The organism is Bacteroidota bacterium (assembly GCA_013696965.1).
Taxonomy (GTDB): Bacteria; Bacteroidota; Bacteroidia; order JACCXN01; family JACCXN01; genus JACCXN01.
Genome location: JACCXN010000035.1, coordinates 26,070 through 46,563 on the forward strand (window position 1 = coordinate 26,070; position 20,494 = coordinate 46,563).

Below are 20,494 nucleotides of genomic sequence, written 5' to 3' on the forward strand. Positions count from 1 at the left end.
AACTTTTGATAATGTGAAGCAGTAAACTTAATTGGCAGCCCTCGTTAATTTTTCGTGATTATCAGTTTTACTTTTTCAGCCTGTTTTTCCAGCGAAATAAAATAAACCCCTGCATTAAGCATTGAAACATCTATCTTTTCTGAAATGACATTGTTTCCAGAGCTTATCCTTTTGTTTAGGACCTGCCTGCCCAAAACATCTGTAATGCTGATGGCTGAAGAATCCGAAAAACCCCTTGCAACTACATTTAAAACTGAAGTTGCAGGATTAGGATAAACCTTTAAGGAGGATTTCTTTTCCGATTCATTAACAGAAATAATCTGGTCAGTAACTACCACACTTCCCGGAGTAACATTGGCATTTAAAGTATCTCCGTTAATTGAAATAATGGTAAGGTTAGAAATGCTCAGCGAAAAATCTTGATAAATTCCGGTTTTTCCTGCCAAATTATCAGTAGTAACAATAGTGATTTTTGCAAGGGGGCCATAACCTGAAGTATTTGTTTGATTAATCCGGGTGATGGCTGCATCCAACCGGCCAAATGAATACATATCTTTTTGAAAACTTATCAGACTGATACCGTAATCCCCCATCCAGCAGGCTTCAGGGTCCATCCTGACAGAGCCGGAATCCACCAGTAAAGGATCATAATCAATTGAAAAGGCAATTCCATAAACATCTGTAACTTCATTTGTGGAAGTCCCAAAATACACCATTATTTCAATTTCCTGGTTTTGGCCAATAGTATCAGAAGGAAACTCAAAATAAATTTCAGGATCCGAGGCGCTTCCAGAAGAAGATGCAGGCCATTTCTGGTGTATTAAACCGTAATTCTGGTAAATGGCAAGAGTATCATCGCTGTTGATGATTCCATCTCCGTTTGTATCTATGTGTTTAAAGTTCACACCAGTGCTTAAGGTATCCATCCAGTTTTCTGCAACTTGCCCTTCCCACAAAATGCTTGCTCCTGTTCTTACCGGCCCAGTTTCACCATAGGCAATACCAATGGGCAAGAGGTCATCGTTGTTGGCAATCATATCGTTATTTGCATCACCGGGCCAGATGGAATCGCAGTTAGAGGATGCAATTAAAGAATCAATAGCTTCGCATCCATCTGAATCAGTTACTGTTACAATAAAAGGGGAAACAATGTAACAAAATACCGCTGTTTGCCCTGTTTGAACAGGAATAGTATTCCAGGAGTAGAAATAAGGAGCTGTCCCTCCTGTTGGATAAACAGTTGCCAATCCATCGCATTGGCCACAGGAGGGTTGAATAGTTGTAAAAGAAATTAAAATCTGCGGTTGCTCATTTATAATTACAGTATCCATTTTTTGACAACCTTGTTCATCCGTAATTAATACCACATAAGTTCCCGAACAAGCACCCGAAATTTGAGGGGCATTCACCCCATTGTTCCATTGATAGGTATAAAGAGGATTTCCACCCGTTGGGTTTACTGCCGCTTGTCCATCACAAAAGCCAGAACAACTCACATCTGTTCCGCTGATATTGGAAACAATGGGAGAAGGCCCATTTATAGTTATACTGTCCAATTTTTGACAACCTTGTACATCTGTAATTAATACCGTATAAGTTCCCATACAGATACCTGCAACAATCGAAGTCGTCATTCCAGCAGGACTCCATTGATAAGAATAAGGTAGATTCCCTCCTGTGGGAGAAACCGAAGCTTGCCCATCACAAAAGCCATAACAGCTCACATCTGTTCCACTGATATTGGAAACAATAGCTAATGGTTCGCTAATAATTACAGATGCAGAATCTGTACAACCATTATCATCCGTTACAAACAAAGTTTTTATTCCAGGACATAAGTTTGAATAGTTTGGAACTGTAATTCCTCCTGGCATCCACAAATAAGTATAACTTCCTGAACCTCCTGAAACATTTGCTGAAACACTCCCATTGCAATAGCCAATGCAACTGACATCTGATGAACTGGCATTAATTAAAATCTGCGGTGGCCCATTTATAGTTACACTATCCAATTTTTGACAACCTTGTACATCCGTAATTAATACCGTATAAGTTCCCGGACAGATACCTGTAACAACCGCAGGCATTATTCCACCAGGATTCCATTCATAGGCATAAGGTGGTGTTCCACCTGAGGCAAAAACAGAAATTTCTCCATCACAAAGTCCAGGACAACTCACATGGGTGGCATTTACAGAAATATTTATGGCTGGTGCTACTGTTACCGTAACATTTTCATTGTTTGTGCAACCTTCCAGTGAGGTAACCAATAATGTATAAGTGGTTGTGGAGGAAGGAAAAGCTGTTGGATTTGCTATTATCGTACCACTCAAGCCATCAGGGGGAGACCATACATAGGTCACCTGCATATTTACAGAGGGTATTAATGTAACAGAATCTCCAAAGCAAATTATCGGAGCAGAAGGGCTTATTGAAACAACAGGAGCAGGAAAAACTGTTATATAATTAAGCATTGTTTTTGTATCACTCCCGCTTGCATTGGTCGCGATTAAAGAAATTGTATATGTTCCCGCAATTGCATAGCACTTTTGAGGGTTTTGTAAAGTGGAAACTGTGCCATCCCCAAAATCCCATTCCAAGGAGCCTGGTGCATTAGTGCTTAAATCTGTAAAATTTACACAGCCTCCTTCACAGGTGGTTGTATTGTTTGCAGTAAAGTCAGCCACTGGGGACTGGGCAAACAAATTTACCGAAACAAAAATCAGTAAATGGAGCAGGTGGCTTATAATACTTTTCATATTTTGACTAATTTAGTTAATATTTCCTGACAGTTATTCACAATGCAAATATTCACCATTAAATTTCCCTGAACAAATACAAAAAGCTACCTTTGTCGGAACAAATAAAATACTTTTTCTTTGTTAAGTTTCTGTATTTGTGTTTTTTATGGTTTGTTTTTTTTATTTTTTGTCATATGTCCTATAAAACCATTCATTATTTAAGTGCTCTAAAGGAAAAAGAAATTGAAGAATTTTCTGCTTTTCTTTCATCAGGGCTTGCAGGGAATTTTCCCAATGCAGAAAAATTATTCAGCTATCTGAAAAAAATTCATCCAGATTTTTCTGCAGTAAAGCTAAAAAAAGAAACTATTTTTAAAAAAACATTTCCCGCACTGGAATATGAAGATTCTCTTTTAAGATATGCTATGAGCCATCTTAATAAACAACTGGAACTTTTCTTTAGCTGGAAAGAATTGAATCAATCAGAAATACACAGCTTTAAACTAAGAGCACTTTCCACACGTAAACTTGATAAATATTTTCAGCAGGAATTAAACTCACAACACGAAAAAAATGAGCAGTCATTAAAAAGAGATTTCAAATTTTACAAGTCGGACCTTGAACTAAAGGAAATTTCCTATAACTATCATTCCATGCAAAAAAGCAGGACTTCTGTAGACCTCACTGAAAAAGTGATTTTGGCAATTGATAAGAATTATTTTTATAACCGCCTAAGGTATGTTTGTGAATTACTGAACAGGAGCTCTATTTTTTCTGAGCATACAAAACATTCATTTATAACACGTTTTATTCAACAGTTAAGTCCGGAAATCTTAAAAGAGGCTGCCATAAATTTATATTTCCTGATTTTCAAAATCCTTACTAATGGTAAAGAAGAGGATTACAAAAATTTCAGCCAGGTGTTGAAGAAAATTTTCAATGCCTTCGATCCTGCAGAACAGAACGACCTCTTTGCCTATGCACAGAATTTCTGCATAAGAAAAATCAATTCAGGAGATGAAAAATACCTTTCAGAATTATTTGAATGGTATTGTTTCCAGCTTGAAAATAAAACAATTTTTTCGGAAGGATTAATATCTCAATTTGATTTTAAGAATATCGTTTCTGTTGCTCTTAGGCTCAACCAATTGAATTGGACAGAAAACTTTATTGAAAAACAAAGCGAAAAACTTCAAAAAAATATAAGGGAGAATGCCTATAACTATAATAAAGCAAGGCTGGAATTTCAGCGAAAAGAATATAAGCGTTCCTTGAAATTGTTACAGGAGGTAGAATTCACTGATATCGTATACCAGCTGGATTCAAAGGTACTCCTGATGAAAATTTATTTCGAAAATGCAGATACCGATGCCATTGAAAATGCCTATAACAGCCTGAAAATTCTTGTACACAGAAAGGCCAACCTTTCTGTGTATCAAAAACAACTTTACATTAATTTCGGAAAAATATCAATAAATCTGAATAGGGTAAAAGAAGGGTTTTCTTCAAAAATAAATTTAGAGGAGGCATTAAGTAAAAGCCCTGCCGCCGACATAGGATGGCTCAGGCAAAAATGGAAAGAACTTAATTAGAAAATGTTTATAAAGTCCGCTGAATCCGGTTAGCTTCCAAGGCTGCTCAACTGACTTTTCTTTCCTGATTTTTTGAGCAAATGGACAAAAATTCCAGATATAACAGAAAACAATTCATAAATAATTATTAAACAAAATCACCGGCTTTAGAAACTCCCCTTGACTTCGTAAAATAGGAGGTGTTAATTTTTTCTGATTTTTGCTTTTTTAGCAGCATTGTTAATTATCCTTACAACAGAACCTCCGTGTGGTAAGCTGCAACTTGGGCTATATTAAACCCCATAAACAGTAGTAGAAATAATAAATAAGGCTGTCTCAATTTAATGAAACAGCCTTATTAACTTAATCGATTCGTGTATAAATTATTCTATTTGTTTTAATTTATAATAACCTTGGGTTTTTGTTGCTGCTGCTGCTTTTTTTCTTAACTATATCGTATCCCAATAAAATTTCATGAGAGCCATAAGAAAAATTTCTTATTCTTTTTAAGGTGTAATCGAAGGAGTAACCAATCCTTAAACCAAAATCAGTTTGGTATTCAGCAATTCCAACAATTGCTTCCCCAGTTCTGTATGAAACACCAGTCCAAATCATATTGTAAAACAAGAAATTAACATTCAAATCAGCTTGAACTGGTGCCTCTGGTAAGTATTTAATTAAAACTGTTGGTTTTATTTTTACATCATCGTTAATTGTATGTACAATTCCAGAGTGTAAATAATAATGCCTGTGGTAGATAGATGATTTTTGCACATCCAAATTAAAAGATTCCTCTTTATCATAAGCAATTAAAGTGGGAATTGAAATTCCGGCAAAGTAATTAGAGGAATAATAGTAAGCGCCAAAACCAGCTTGAGGAACGAATTTGTTGTTAGTTGGATTGGTAAACATTTCATCTTCAGAATCCCAAACTTTCAACGAACCAGCATCACTTCCATAAATTCCAAACCCGCCTCTTAATCCCAATGAAAGGTGACTGTTTGTACCTGTTTTTATATGGTAAGCATAATTTAAAAGCAGGTCACTTTGGCTTGTAACTCCAATTTTATCATGACTTAAAATAAGCCCCAAAGAATTCTTATTATCCTTAAGCATTCCGTCAACTGAAAGTATGCTTGTTTTTGGAGCACCATCAAACCCTGCCCATTGGCTTCGGTAATGTAAGTTGGTGCTTACTTTTCCATGGCTTCCTGTATAACCAGGGTTTAAGAATAAACCGTTAAACATATACTGGCTTACCATTGATTGCTGCTGTGCGAGCAAAACCCCTGTATAAATAACCAGTGTGAGAAGTAAAATTATTTTTTTCATAGTTTTTATATTTTTTTAAATTATTGACTGTTTTTATTTTATATTAATTATTTTCTTAAATCAACAAAACCTTTCAGCATTGTATCTCCATTATTTATAATTAATAGAACAAAATAGGTTCCTGTGGGAAGAACTTCTCCTTTGTTATTGGTCCCGTTCCACTCATTCATGTAGTTTTCCATAGTATAAACTTCATTTCCCCATCTGTTAAAAACAGTAAAGTTATTGTTCGGGAATTCTTCAATTCCTTTAATAATAAAACTATCGTTTTTACCACTGTTGTTAGGGGAAAAGCCGGTTGGCATTTCAAGCATTAATGGTTCGTTTAGTACTGCGCTTGCTGTTGTTGTACAACCATTTGCATCGGTTATAGAAACTTCATAGATACCAGCCTTTAAATTACTTATATCAGAGGTAATAGCGCCTGTTGACCATTTATAAGAATATGGTTGAGCCCCTCCTGATGGATCAATATTTATAGCTCCATCACTTCCATTGTATGCACTAATATTAAAAGTATTTGTAAAAACTGATGCTGTTAAGTTAACCGATAAAACCTCCGGTTGATTTATAGTTATTTGTCGCGTTGTTTTGCAATTGTCTTTATCCCTTATTGTTACTTCATAAGTGCCTGCTGATAAATCTGTTAATTGAGAAGTAGTTGCGCCATTGCTCCATTCAAACTCGTAGGGAGCAGCTCCATTGCTTACATTGATTAAGGCAGATCCATTGTTTAAGCCATTGCAACTAACATTTTCTGATTCTGCGCTTAATTGCATTGCAGATATTTCATCTAAAGATATCATGAGTTGTTGTTCACAATTATTGTTATCAATAACTGTAACATTATACAACCCGCTGGTTAAATCAATAATTTCACTTTCACTGCTACCATTATTCCAGGAATAGGAGTAGGGAGCGGTTCCGCCATTGACATTCACCGAAATTTTGCCACTGTTTTCATTGCATTTTGCAGGTTCTATGGAAGCAACCACATATAAGTTTTCAGGTTCGGTTATGTTTACCGATAAAGTGATCTTACTTTCACAACCATTGGTATCAGAGACCAAAACATTGTATGAGCCTTCTGAAAGGCCATTAACCGTTGAAGTAAATTGAACGGGTGAAGTACTCCATTCATAATTATAATTTCCACTTCCACCTGTAGCCACAACCGTTGCCTCACCATTTAAATCACCTTTGCATAAAACATTTAGCTGAGTACCGATGTTAGCAGTTAACGAATTAGAAGGTTCAGTTATATTTACAGTAATATCTATGGGTGTAAGGCAACCATTTGTATCAAAAACTTCAAGGGTATAATTACCAGATGTTAAATTGGTTATATGAGCAGTATTTTGGACAGGCGAAGTATTCCACACGTAAGTGTAATTTCCGCTTCCCCCTGTAGTAAGAACAGCAATTTCTCCAATAGAATCTCCTTTACATTTATTGTTTTCCTGTAAAACAAGAGAAACATTTAATGAATCTTCGGGTTCTGTTATAGTTACTGAAAGTTTAAGTGGGGTAGAACATTCATTACTATCATTAATAATAACTTCGTAATTTCCTGCTGATAAACCTGTTGCTGTATTTGAAGTTTGAACAGGGGAAGTATTCCATGAATAGGAATAAACCCCAATACCTCCGGTAACCTGTACTGCAGCAGAACCATTGTTCTCGCCTGTACATAATACCTTTTCAATATTTATTATCTCTGCTTCAATAGGAGTTGTTGTTGTTACAGGAACAGTAATTAACAATGAATTGCAACCGTCCTCACTTAATCCATCTTTTATTTCAAGCGTGTAATTTCCTGCAGCGGTTGCAAAATAATCAGAAGATGTGGAAACAATTGTTCCATTTGAGTCTCTCCAGCTATATGAATAATTACCATCGCCACCATTTGCAAAGCTAGAAATCATAGTTCCAGAGTTTCCTGGACAAAGCGCTGCATTGCTAGGAGAAATGGTTGCCGATAACCCAGGTAAAATATAAATCCTGAAAGTATCACAAAGTGTTTGAGTAAAACCGCATTTATCGGCAATGGGATAACCACAAATTGAATAATCTATATATTCTGGGGCCAAAGAATCGGGTGAAAAATAAATAGTAGAACAAGCACTGGTACAGCTTAGATAATGATTGTATTCCCCTGCTTCTCCTGGGTAAATGGAGTTTAAAGTAATTGTAGAATAATCTAAACCAAATGTTTTAATTTCCCTATTGCAAATAACTCTTGAGTAGTCATCAGGCGGAAAAGTTGGGATTGCTATTGAACTAATCTTATATTTATTAACATTTGTGCCAGGTTTGCAAAATGTAATAAAATGAGGGCCAACCCCACTTATACAAATTTCTTCTCCTATCATCACATCAGGGCCGCAATTAATTTGATAATAAAGTGCTCCAGATGGCATTGCGCCCTCTATTATTTCTACTTTCACGGCTACCGCAAGAGTGTCAAGAGTTATCATGAAAGAAGTGCAAAGTTTTGAACCGGAAGCAGAACAACACAATCCTTTTCTACTGTGAGAAGGAGAAATCCAAGTTCCTTCTGGGTTTCCTGTAAAATCTACTTCAAAATAAGGAACGGTAGAATCACATTGGGAAAATGATTTTTCCGTAGTGAACAAAGTAAAAATAGCCAAATACAGTAACAGCTGAAATTTACCATAGTAATTAGTTTTCTTCATAATTATAGTTTTTTAAATATTTAATTGAATATTTAAAAACTAATGAATTATGTGCCACTTCTTAAATTATAAGTGGATTTAGGATAGAGGTAGGAGATTAAATCTAAAACTTGAATTTAAAAGTTGTATCATCTTTTCCACTATCCATGAAGTTAGTTTCACAAATTTTCTTTAAGAAAAAAATATGGCATGCAAGGGAGAGTTCAAAGAATAACTTTGAGGTAGTTGAATTGAAAATTCATGGAATAAAAAATACATTATTTTAAATAAGTTATGAGGTTGTTATGATGTTCTTAAGAACATCATAACAACTTAAAAAACTTTAGCAATTCTCACATTTTAATCCATGGGGTGTCATTTTCCATCTTTTTCCAGCCATGTTTTTATCCTCAATATTATCTGTATTTTCAACATTGTAAAGCATTTTTTTAAGCAGGGGGTTTAACTCAACGGATTTTCCTTCTGGAACTCTTACAGTTATGTATACTTGTTGCAACCTGTATTTATCTTCCTGTTCTATTTTATAAAAACCATCAAAAACAATAAGGGAATCAGCTTGTATATAATTATACCCTATTCTTTTGCTACGCTCTACGGCTTCTTTTTTATTAGATCCGAAACTTGTATTGGTAATATTAATTTTAAAACTATCTGATTCAGATGCAATAATATTTAATTTTGGATAACCTACCAATACATGTTCATCCTCAATATGAAAAATACATGCTTTAGAATCGGCCTTGAATGTGAAATTTGGGCTGTTTAATTCGTTCATTCCAATATATAGGATATCGCTTGTTATTTGTGTGGGTGAAATTTCATTTACAAGTGAAGCCTTATTTGAAAAATCAGAAGACAATTTAAAGGCGCTGAAAATTAATATTGCAATTCCTGCAAGCCAGAAAATAAAAAATACCGATCCCATTCCACTTATTTTTCTCTTTATATTAAATAGAATTTTAATACCTGCTATTAACAATGAAAAAAATGGAACAAACAAAACCAGGAACAATGCAATTTTCACTAATCTCATTTGCTCAGGGGAGCTGAAAAAATAAACAAAAACTTCATTGAATGAGAATCCGGAAACACTATCCAAACCTGCATCAATAAATACATTGCTTCCAACAAATAATACTATAATACTCACTAAAAATACGATAGAGAATAGGATTAATAGAAATCCGAACAACTTTCCGATTGAAACAATTGCTAAGCGTAATATATTCAATATAAAATCAGTAAACCGATTTGCTGTATATTTTATCTTAGCGTAATTTTCAGATTTGTTTATGTTTTTAGCTTCGGTAGAAAATTCGTTGAATTTTTTTTTTATTCCTTCAAATTCTTCATGAACAGATTTGCTTATATTATTGATATTAACTGGTTCGCCTTTCATTTCGAGCTTTTCAGCCGATGTTTTGGCTTGTGGAATAATTATCCAAAGAATAATATATAATAATGGGCCTGTTCCAAAAATAAAAAGCATCAATACAAATAAAAGACGTAACCAAATGGGGTCACTAATTCCAAAATAGGCAGATAATCCAGAACAAACTCCTCCAAATATCCTGTTGTCCGGATCCCTGAATATCCTGTTTCTTGTTTGTTGGCCTTGTACAGGAGGGCTTTGACCATCCACAAATTCCTCTGGCTGTCCCATTATGGCAATTACTTCATCTACATCCGAATCAGTTATTACCTGATTGGTTGCTGTAATTTTCGCTTTAAACATTTCTGCTATCCTGGCTTCAATATCAGCCATTATTTCTGCCTTGCCTTCGGAAGCATTAAAATAACTGCCTATTGTTTGCAAATAAACATTCAGTTTATCGTAAGCATCCTCATTTAAGTGAAAAATCATTCCACTAATATTACTAATTACCGTTTTATTCATTTTGTTTTTGATTTAAAATTGATTCAACTGCCTGTACAAGTTCTTTCCATGATTCTTTCAAACTGGCAAGGAAAGCTTCTCCAATTGAAGTTAATTCATAATATTTTCTTGGTGGCCCTGAAAGTGATTCCTCCCATCTGTATGAAAGTAAACCTTCGTTTTTTAATCTTGTTAAAAGGGGATATAAGGTTCCTTCAACCACAATTAATTTAGCTTCTTTTAATCTAGCGATTATTTCTGAGGGATAAGCATCCCCTCTTGACAAAATGGAAAGAATACAGAATTCCAGTATTCCTTTTCGCATTTGTTGCTTTACATTTTCCGGGTTCATTTCTTATTGGTTATTCATTTTGTTGCACCAAAGGTAAATAAAATATAGTACTATGCAATACAAAGTACTATATTTTTTTATTCGTGCTTATAACTGTAAAATAATTTATTCATCATTTTAACTCTTAAAACAAAATTCATATTACTTTTGATGAAAATTTATAAATGGAATTTCTTTTTTCGCTGGAAGGGCTAATTAGCCTTTTGACTTTAACTGTTTTAGAAATAGTTTTAGGAATTGATAATATTATTTTTATTTCCATAGTTGCTGGAAAACTACCGGCAGAAAAACAGTTTAAAGCAAGGTTAATTGGTTTGAGCCTTGCTTTAATAATGCGTATTGCTTTGCTTTTTGCCATAACATGGATTATAGGATTAACCAAACCCTTATTTACTCTTTTTGATTTTACTGCCAGTTGGAGAGATTTAATACTTTTTGCAGGAGGTCTTTTCCTTATGGCAAAAAGCACTACTGAGATTCATAGTAAGGTAAGTGGGGATGAGGATGTAAAATCATTGATTAAAAAACAAATGAGTTTTTCAACAGCTGTTATTCAGATTGTTTTGCTTGATATTGTTTTTTCATTTGACTCTATTCTTACTGCAATAGGTCTTACAAAAGAATTTATTATTATGGTAATTGCCGTAGTAATTGCATTGATTATAATGCTTGTTTTTTCTGGAAAGGTCAGTAATTTTGTCAACAATCATCCAACGGTTAAAATACTTGCCTTATCCTTTTTATTAATGATTGGAATGTTGCTTGTTTTTGATTCATTTCACCTTCATGTTCCCAAAGGTTATGTTTATTTTTCACTGGCATTTTCAATGTTTATTGAAGTGCTGAATTTACGAATGAGAAAAAATATTCAGAAAGAGTAGAAATAGGTTTTTTTTATTTTCTTACCGGAAGAATTCTTCTGAAAAAAGAAACTTTTTTATCAAGAGCAGGAATATAAATCTGGCTTGCTGATTTTACATCCTCCACAGAAAAGAAGGCGTTGGGGTTATATTCATTAATAAGGTCAATTACTTTACCAACATTTATTCTTTTTACCGTTGTGAAAAGTATTTTAACGGGCCCTCTGGCACCTTGGGCATCCACAATGGTAAGGCCATATTTTTCCCTATCCAAGGCAGAGATAAGCTTTTCACAGCTTTGATTGGTTATTATTCTAACTACCTGTACACCCAAGGCTATTTTTTCTTCCAAAACCAATCCAATATAACTTCCCGTTGCATATCCTCCAGCCCATGCGAAATAAAAAAGCCAGTTGTTGTTTAAATTTTGAAAAATTTGGCTGATTGCAGCCAGCCAAATCAACACTTCAAAAAATCCTATGAAAGGAACAATTTTTTTATGTCCTTTTGCGGCTAATACAGAACGTAAGGTACCCAGGCTAACATCACAAACCCTTGCAAAAAAAATCAGAAGTGGGAATAAAATCCAATTGTTATAATCAAAACCTTCCATTGTATATATTATCTCTGTTTTATATTTATTTAATATATTAAAATAATCTGATGAAAAAAAACACCTTTTTATTTAAGAAAACTTACATTTAGTAACTCGATTGTAATTTTTATTATTTTGCATTTTAAATACAAACACTATTAGTATAACAAATACAATAGGAATAAAGGTATTAGGTTATAGCCTTTTAAAAGACTACAAAATTACTGATAATTTTTCAAGCTTAAACAACAAAAAAAAATGTATTTAATAATGTAAACAAGCATTAATAGGATGTATTGCATTAAATTTAGTTACTTTGTTTTACTATGGAACTTATACTAAAGTGGTGGGAGGTAAATTTCCCCATTGTTGATCCGGTATTAATATTTTCTCTTGTACTGTTTATTATCCTGTTATCTCCAATTTTGCTTCAAAGATTCAGGGTTCCTGCTGTGGTGGGGCTTTTATTAGCGGGGGTTGTTATTGGTCCCCATGCTTTGAATCTTCTTGAAAGGGATAAGAGTTTTGAGTTGTTTGGAATGGTAGGCCTTTTGTATATCATGTTTTTGGCCGGCCTTGAGCTGGACCTTACACAATTCCGAAAGAATAAAAGTAAAAGTCTTGTATTTGGTTTCATTACTTTTTTAATTCCCCAGGCTCTTGGAATTTTGGTTGCCTTCTACATTCTGAATTTTAATATTATATCTTCTGTATTATTGGCCAGTATGTTCGCCTCCCATACCTTAATTGCCTATCCGGTAGTTAGCAGGTTAGGGATTACCCGTACCCAGGTTGTAACCGTAATAATTGGTGGTACACTGGTAACAAATATCATAGCCCTTATGATTTTATCTGTGATTACTAGTATGTCCAGGGGAGAGTTAGAAACTTTGTTTTGGGTAGAATTTTTAGTTTCACTTTCGATTTATGGATTTATTGTTTTTTGGGGAATACCAAAAATTGGAAGGTGGTTTTTCAAAAACTTTGAAGGGCAGGGAGGAACTCATTATATTTTCGTTCTTGCTGTTGTTTTTGCTGCTTCTTATTTTGCCAATGCAGCTAAAATAGAGCCTATAATTGGGGCCTTTATTGCCGGGCTTGCAATGAATAAATTAATTCCAAACACCTCTCCTCTAATGAACAGGATAGATTTTATTGGAAACAATTTATTCATTCCATTTTTCCTTATTGGAGTTGGAATGTTAATAAATTTGAGGGTGTTTTTTAATGGAACAGAGGCATTGAAAGTTGCAGCCCTTATGATTGTTGTTGCACTTCTAAGTAAATGGATCGCAGCATTTATTACTCAAAAAATATTTAATTATTCCAAAATTGAAAAAAATCTAATGTTTGGATTAAGTTCAGCACAGGCTGCCTCCACACTTGCTGCTGTAACTATTGGGTTTAACCTTGGCCTTTTAAATGAAAATGTATTGAATGGGACCATTTTAATGATCCTGTTTACATGTCTGATCAGTTCTTTTGTAACAGAGAAAGCAGGCCGGGAACTGGCAATTATTGAGGGTAACAAAGCCCCCGATCTGTGGGATATTCCAAATAGAGTATTAGTTCCTATTTCTAATCCTGCAACAATTGAAAATCTAATGGATCTTGCCATTATGATAAAAAATGATATTTCAAATGAGCCAATTTTTGCACTGGCTGTGGTAAAGGATGATGTAGATGCAAAAGAGAAACTGGTTTTGAGTGAGAGGATGCTTGAAAAAGCAATTAGCCATGCCTCATCTACAGAAAATGCAGTTAGGGTTGTAACCCGGGTTGATTTAAATATTGCAAGCGGTGTAATTAGGGCCATTAGAGATTTAATGATTACTGAAGTTATAATTGGCTGGAACGCTAAAATAAGTGCTAAAAGCAATATTTTTGGTAACATTTTAGATGTATTGCTTGAAAATTCGGAACAAATGATACTGGTTAGTAAAATCATTAATCCACTTAATACTATTGATAAAATAGTTGTACTTGTACCACCAAATGCAGAATATGAAAAAGGTTTTATTCATTGGGTGAGAACAATTAAAAAACTTTCAAAACAAACCGGAGCAAGTGTTGTGTTTTATTCTTCAGATTTTACAAAGGAAAAATTAATTGCTGCTACAAAAGCCACAAAGCCTGCAATTAGCTCTTCTTACAAAGAGTTTAATGAATGGGATGATTTTTCGTCTTTATCAAAGGAAATTAAAGCTGATGATTTGCTGGTGATCATTAGTGCCCGTAAATCTACAGTTTCCTATAAGCATTTCCTTGATAATGTTCCAAAAAATCTTGCAAAATATTTTGAATCCTCTAACTTTATTATTGTGTTTCCAGAACAAACCCTGGAGCCAGATGTTTTTAAACATATGCAATAAAGCATTTTGCAGGTTTTTCCTAAGCATTAAAAAATGTTTAAATTTAACTCGCATTTATTCTATATGCAGGAAAAATAATATTATAAATCCCTCGTTTTATATTTATACAAAAATGAAAACAGGCCCGTTAGCCTCATTTTTTATTATTTCTATAACACCCTACAAAAAGATATTTTTTTTCGAACAATTTTTTTTTAAATTTGTTATAGGTATTTTATTTATTTGTATAATTGCATCCTCAAATCCGTTTTATAGCCTGAGATTCTTCAAAAAATAAACTATCCGGAAATTTTAGAGCATTTAATACAAATTTCTTTAATTGATTTTTAAATCAAACCCATTTTATAAAACAAACCTTTTTAAATAGTTGCATGTACGATATAATTGAGTTGAATAGTAAACTTGTGAGTGAGCTTAGAGATATAGCAAAAAACTTAAACATTCCCAAATTCGATACCCTAAAAAAACAGGAATTGGTATATCAGATATTAGATTATCAAGCCATAAAATCCGTTAAAAAAGAAGACTTTACAGAATCAAAATCTGAAAAAAGACCAATAGAAAAGCCAAGAATTCCAAGAAAAAGTTTTGTTTCTAAAAGCACTCCAGATCACCATTCCCAGGTAAGTACAGAAACAAATGAAATTGAACGGGTTAAACCTCCTTCAGAAGTTGCCGACAATTCAGATTACAGGGATTTTGGAAATAAAGCAAAACCAGAATCTGAGAAACCTTTGGTGGAAATAGAAGCTCCATTGGAAATTGAAAGCAATAAAAATATTCCTCAAGAGATTGGTTCATCTGATGTGCAGAGAGAAAGAAAATTTCCTGAGCAAAAAAAACCGGGACAGTTTAAAAACCCGAACCAAAACCCGAACCAAAATTTAAACCTTAATCCAAACCAAAACCCTAATCCAAACCCAAACCAAAACCCAAATCCAAACCCAAACCAAAATCAAAACCAAAATCCAAACCAAAATCCAAACCAAAATCGCAGAAATGAACCTTTGTTTAATTTTGATGGGATCATTATTAGTGAAGGAGTTCTAGAGATAATGCCGGATGGTTATGGATTTTTAAGGTCATCAGATTACAATTACCTGAATTCTCCAGATGATATTTATGTTTCCCAATCTCAAATTAAATTATTTGGTTTAAAAACCGGAGATACTGTAAAAGGAAGTGTACGCCCACCAAAAGAAGGTGAAAAATATTTTCCACTTATTAAAGTAGATAAAATAAATGGACAGGATCCTGCCATTGTGAGAGATCGTGTACCCTTTGATTACCTTACACCCTTGTTTCCAGAGCAAAGATTGCAACTGACTTCCAAAAGAAGTTCCCAGTCCATGCGCATAATGGATATGTTTACCCCTATTGGTAAAGGACAGCGTGGATTAATTGTTGCTCAACCTAAGACAGGAAAAACGACTCTTCTGAAAGAGGTGGCTAATGCTATTGCTGAAAATCATCCTGAAGTTTATCTTATTATATTATTGATTGATGAGAGACCTGAAGAGGTTACTGATATGGCAAGAAGCGTAAAGGCAGAAGTAATTTCTTCTACTTTTGATGAACCCGCAGAAAGGCATGTTAAGGTTGCAAACATTGTATTGGAAAAAGCAAAGAGATTGGTTGAATGTGGACATGATGTTGTTATCCTTTTGGATTCAATTACAAGGCTTGCCAGAGCTTATAACACTGTGTCTCCAGCCTCAGGAAAGGTTCTTTCGGGAGGTGTGGATGCCAATGCACTTCACAAACCAAAAAGATTTTTTGGCGCTGCAAGAAAAATTGAAAATGGAGGTTCCCTTACAATTCTTGCAACTGCCCTTACCGATACTGGTTCAAAAATGGATGAAGTTATTTTTGAAGAGTTTAAAGGAACGGGTAATATGGAATTGCAGCTTGATCGTAAACTTTCCAATAAGCGATTGTATCCTGCAATTGATATTAATATTTCAAGTACAAGAAGAGAAGATTTGCTTTTAGATAAGGAATCTCTTCAGAGAATTTGGGTTTTAAGAAATCTGCTTTCTGATATGAATTCAGTTGAGGCTATGCAGTTCCTACAGGATAGAATGAGAAATACCAAGACTAATGAGGAGTTCCTAATCTCAATGAACGGATAATATAGTGAGGCAACTTGTTTTTAAATATGCTTTAGCCGTTTCTGCAGCTTCAATTTCTTTAAAATTGGTAATATTTTTCACCGAAAATCAGTTCTCCAAAATGGGCGATTATTCAAGCTATTTGATTTTCTTGTTTATTCTAATTGGGGTTTATTTTGGAATGCGCAATGCCAGGACCTTAAACAGCAGCCATACTCAGAGTTTTAGGGAAAACATAAATACAGGCTGTAAAATAGCTGCAATGAATGCGCTCGTTATGGGTGTTTTTATTTATGTTTATTATAATTTTATAGATTCAGCATATTTTACCGAAAAAATAAGGAATACCCTTTCCCTTATGACGGAAAATAATTATACTAAAGAGCAAATGAAGGAATATTACCTAAATGCTCGACTGTTATTTTTTGCTGCAGATAAAGTAGCCTCTTTTACTCTTTTTGGTTATTTACTTCTTGGATGTTTTTATGCTGTTGTTTCTGGCTTTGTTTTAAGAAAGAATGCAGTTTCAGGTATTTGATTTCTCAATTTTAATCCGTTAATGAAATACAATATTCAGTCAGAAAGGATAAATACGCCTTACTCAATACCTGCTTAGAATTGATAATTCATTGTATGAATTTCAAAAAGGCAAAACACTCTAAAAAAAACAACATTAGGCTTTTTCTGAGCTTTTTCCAAAAAAGTGAACAATCAGGAAGAGGATCAAAAAGCCAAAAGGGAATGTAATATAGGAGGAAACTCCCATTGCTCCGGGAATGGTTCCAAAAACCATGGCAACAGCTCCAACAGTTAAAGCATAGGGCAATTGTGTTCTTACATGTTCAATATGGTTGCATGAGGAAGCAAGGGAACTTAAAATAGTTGTGTCTGATATAGGAGAGCTGTGATCCCCCAGAACAGAACCAGCTAAAACTGTAGACACTACATTATAAAATATCATTAGCGTTGTTTCCTCTGAAAGACCTGTTTCCATACAAATATACCAGGTTGCAGGCAGCATGAGTGGATATAGGATTGCCATTGTACCCCAGGAAGAGCCAGTGGAAAAAGCTACCAAAGCCGCAAGAATAAAAGTGATTGCAGGAATAAAAATTGGGTTAACATCAACAGAAAGCATAATGCCGGTAATAAAATTTGCGGTGTGCATATCCTCTGTTACTAGTGCCAGAGACCAAGCAAGAACAAGTATCATTACTGCCCCAAGCATTGTTTTAAAACCCTTCATCATAGATTCCATTGTGGCATGAATATCCATAATTCTTTGTGAAAGGGTAAGTATAACAGCCGTTGCCAGCCCTGAAAGCGAGGACCACAATAATGCATGGTAGGAATTAGCATTTCCAATAATATGGGAAATTTTTCTGGCTAAACTAATGGCAGGATCATTCCAAATTTCCGTATCCCACCCTGTATATAACAGACCAGCTATTGTTCCAAATATAACAACCAAAACGGGAATAACAGCATTGTACCATTTTGCTGTTATTCCTTTTACAGGTTCAAGCGATGCAAGTTCTTCATTATCCCCTGAAAGAGTATTGTGGATACTATTTCCTGCAATTCCTCTTGCTCTTCGTTCGGCTTTTAGCATGGGGCCAAAATCTCTGGCTTTTAAAATAAGCACTAAAATAAAAAACAAAGTAAAAATAGGATAAAATGCAAACTGCAAGGAATTGATAAAAACAGAATAAGCGCTTTCATCTAATCCGTCAATTACTCCAATACTATCTTTAATGTAACCCAATTGAGCCCCAATCCAAGTAGTTACAAATGCAATAGCTGCAATAGGGGCTGCTGTAGAATCAACAATATAGCTTAATTTTTCCCGTGAAATATTTAATCTGTCTGTTACAGGCCTCATCGTATTTCCAACCACAAGTGTATTGGCATAATCATCAAAAAATATCACGATTCCTAAAAAATAAGTTGTAATTTGTCCTGAAAGAGCGGTTTTGGCATAAACAGAAATTTTATCCACAACGCCTTGCATACCCCCATTCTTTGAAATAACGGTTACCATGGAACCTATTATCATAGAAAAGATGATAATGGAAAGGTGATCCCAATTTTCCAATGACTTTAAAATGTAGGTGTCAAGAACGGCCAGAAATCCACTAAATATTCCGGTTATTCCATGTAAATAAAAGTGAATAATTCCAGTTCCAATAAAAATACCCAGAAATAATGAACTTATTACTTCTCTAAAAAAAAGCGCCATCAGTATGGCCACCAGGGGTGGAAGTATTGACATCCATAATGGGATGGGAGAAACCTTTTTTTGAAAAATAAAACCTTCGGAATGAATATTAAATTCACTTTCTTCCGAAAAAGTATAGGGTAAAATTCCTAAACCTTCAATTATATTTACTTGTATTTCGGCTCCATTTACAAAAATATTAGCCTTGCCATTAATTTGAGAATCAAATTTAATCTTGATTTCTGATTCAACACCACTTACAATTATAGTTGGAAATATTACCTCTGCTTTGGAAAAATCAGGTTGTATTTGATTTGCAGTTTGCTGCGAGACTATTGATAAGGAATCAGCAATAGCTGATTGCAGAAAACATACATTTACGATTAAAAAAAGTAAAAGATATAAATGGTATCTCACCTTGGTATTGTTTTTTATTAAGAATTCCCTTAAAGAGGTTTATTTCAAGTAAAGCATTGAAATAAATCCGAACAGTGGTTACTTAGGCGGTAAAAATAATAAAAAAGTTATGCCTTTGATGATTTAGATAGGAATTCTTTAATCTAATTTATTAAAGCATTCTTTTATTTTACTGTATGTTCTCTCAATATCATTGTCCAAACCAATTGACATTCTCACCAAACCTTCAGAGACTCCTGTTTCTGTTCTTTCATCCTCTGGTATTTCAGATGATGTACTACTTCCCGGAGCGCTGAATAAAGTTTTGTAAAATCCAAGACTAACGGCTAAATAACCAATTTTTTCCTCCTGCATCATTTCCATTAGCTGATATGCCCTTTTTTTAGAACCTACATCCATTAAAAGCATTCCGCTATAACCAAATTCGGTATTCATCATATTGGTTAAAAGTTCATGTTGTGGGTGTTCTGTCATTCCTGGATAAACAACTTTTATACCTAGTGTTTTCAACCGCTCGGATAAAAATTGGGCATTTTTACTGTGTTGTTTAACTCGTATGTGAAGTGTTCTTAAATTTTTCAAGATGCTTGCTGCACGCATGCTATCCATTACAGGGCCCAATAACATTGAAGCTCCATTATTAACATCGCTCAAACTGGTAATAAATTCATTGTTTGCGCATATTACTCCCGCAACAGTATCGCTTGAACCGTTAATGTATTTGGTTAAACTATGTATTACAATATCAGCTCCCAAATTAACAGGAGTAACTATCATTGGAGTGAAGGTATTATCCACTACTAATTTTAGATTATGTGCCTTCGCAATTTTAGATAAGGCAGCAATATCTGCAACTTCAAGCAAAGGATTGCTCAGAGTTTCACAATAAAGTATTTTAGTTTTTGGAGTAATGGCTTTTTTTACCTCTTCAAGATTTATAATATTTACAAAAGTGGTATGGACATTAAATTTGGGCAAAAAGTTTTTAAATAATGCATAAGTTCCCCCATATACAGTTCTTGCGCTAACTATTTCATCCCCGCTACTACATATTTGCATTACTGTACAACTAATAGCTCCCATTCCAGAGGAAGCAACCTGAGCTGATTCTGTGTTTTCTAGAGCAGCAAGTGTATCTGAAAGATATTTATTTGTTGGGTTCCAATGTCTGGAATAAAGGTAACATCCTTCAAGAGAAGTTTCGAAAATTTCCTCCATTTTATCTGCCTTTAAAAAAGTATAGGTAGATGAATCTTCAATTGAGGGATTTACCCCTCCAAATTCTCCAAAATATTGATGGTCCTGAACACTGCTTGCTGGATCAAACTTCATAATGCTTCTGTATAAGATTAA

Annotated in this window: 13 protein-coding genes; 5 read left to right on the forward strand and 8 right to left on the reverse strand. The window is 34.3% G+C overall.

Annotated features, from left to right (window positions below):
* Window positions 1-44 precede the first annotated feature (44 nt).
* Window positions 45-2,759: a T9SS type A sorting domain-containing protein gene (locus H0V01_05695; GenBank protein ID MBA2582865.1), complete on the reverse strand. Its 2,715-nt coding sequence runs from the start codon at window positions 2,757-2,759 to the stop codon at window positions 45-47.
* A 176-nt stretch (window positions 2,760-2,935) separates the two neighbouring features.
* Here H0V01_05695 and H0V01_05700 point away from each other — a divergent pair, with 176 nt between their 5' ends.
* Window positions 2,936-4,333 carry a hypothetical protein gene (locus tag H0V01_05700; GenBank protein ID MBA2582866.1) on the forward strand — a complete coding sequence of 466 codons (1,398 nt, stop codon included), beginning with the start codon at window positions 2,936-2,938 and terminating at the stop codon, window positions 4,331-4,333.
* Between the two features lie 381 nt (window positions 4,334-4,714).
* Here the strand turns inward: H0V01_05700 and H0V01_05705 are convergent, their stop codons facing one another.
* The 4 genes from H0V01_05705 to H0V01_05720 all read right to left on the reverse strand — a co-directional run bounded on the left by H0V01_05705 (window position 4,715) and on the right by H0V01_05720 (window position 10,568).
* A complete protein-coding gene (locus tag H0V01_05705; protein MBA2582867.1) occupies window positions 4,715-5,644 on the reverse strand; it encodes a type IX secretion system membrane protein PorP/SprF in 930 nt (309 codons plus the stop codon).
* Between the two features lie 47 nt (window positions 5,645-5,691).
* On the reverse strand, window positions 5,692-8,340 hold the full coding sequence (locus H0V01_05710; GenBank protein MBA2582868.1) for a gliding motility-associated C-terminal domain-containing protein: 2,649 nt from the start codon (window positions 8,338-8,340) through the stop codon (window positions 5,692-5,694).
* Between the two features lie 322 nt (window positions 8,341-8,662).
* The gene (locus H0V01_05715) at window positions 8,663-10,237 is read right to left on the reverse strand and encodes a PspC domain-containing protein (protein MBA2582869.1); all 1,575 of its coding nucleotides are present in this window, start codon (window positions 10,235-10,237) and stop codon (window positions 8,663-8,665) included.
* Complete coding sequence (locus H0V01_05720) at window positions 10,230-10,568, reverse strand: PadR family transcriptional regulator (GenBank protein MBA2582870.1); 339 nt, start codon at window positions 10,566-10,568, stop codon at window positions 10,230-10,232. Before H0V01_05720 ends, H0V01_05715 begins: the two co-directional genes overlap by 8 nt.
* Window positions 10,569-10,732: 164 nt before the next feature.
* Between H0V01_05720 and H0V01_05725 the strand changes: the two genes are divergently transcribed.
* Window positions 10,733-11,449, forward strand: a complete 717-nt coding sequence (locus H0V01_05725) for a TerC family protein (GenBank protein ID MBA2582871.1) — start codon at window positions 10,733-10,735, stop codon at window positions 11,447-11,449.
* 13 nt (window positions 11,450-11,462) lie between these two features.
* Here H0V01_05725 and H0V01_05730 read toward each other — a convergent pair whose 3' ends face one another.
* On the reverse strand, window positions 11,463-12,041 hold the full coding sequence (locus tag H0V01_05730; protein MBA2582872.1) for a DUF2179 domain-containing protein: 579 nt from the start codon (window positions 12,039-12,041) through the stop codon (window positions 11,463-11,465).
* Between the two features lie 308 nt (window positions 12,042-12,349).
* On the opposite strand from H0V01_05730, the gene H0V01_05735 reads away from it, so the two are divergent.
* From H0V01_05735 to H0V01_05745, 3 genes are all read left to right on the forward strand, one after another.
* A complete protein-coding gene (locus H0V01_05735; GenBank protein MBA2582873.1) occupies window positions 12,350-14,395 on the forward strand; it encodes a cation:proton antiporter in 2,046 nt (681 codons plus the stop codon).
* A gap of 371 nt (window positions 14,396-14,766) precedes the next feature.
* On the forward strand, window positions 14,767-16,527 hold the full coding sequence (rho, locus tag H0V01_05740) for a transcription termination factor Rho (protein MBA2582874.1): 1,761 nt from the start codon (window positions 14,767-14,769) through the stop codon (window positions 16,525-16,527).
* 4 nt (window positions 16,528-16,531) lie between these two features.
* On the forward strand, window positions 16,532-17,044 hold the full coding sequence (locus H0V01_05745; protein MBA2582875.1) for a DUF4199 domain-containing protein: 513 nt from the start codon (window positions 16,532-16,534) through the stop codon (window positions 17,042-17,044).
* Between the two features lie 135 nt (window positions 17,045-17,179).
* Here H0V01_05745 and H0V01_05750 read toward each other — a convergent pair whose 3' ends face one another.
* Together H0V01_05750 and H0V01_05755 are read right to left on the reverse strand one after the other, a co-directional pair.
* Entirely contained in the window at window positions 17,180-18,778 is a 1,599-nt protein-coding gene (locus H0V01_05750; protein ID MBA2582876.1) for a Na+/H+ antiporter NhaC family protein, read from the reverse strand.
* 501 nt (window positions 18,779-19,279) lie between these two features.
* Window positions 19,280-20,473 carry an aminotransferase class I/II-fold pyridoxal phosphate-dependent enzyme gene (locus tag H0V01_05755; protein MBA2582877.1) on the reverse strand — a complete coding sequence of 398 codons (1,194 nt, stop codon included), beginning with the start codon at window positions 20,471-20,473 and terminating at the stop codon, window positions 19,280-19,282.
* Window positions 20,474-20,494: the final 21 nt, after the last annotated feature.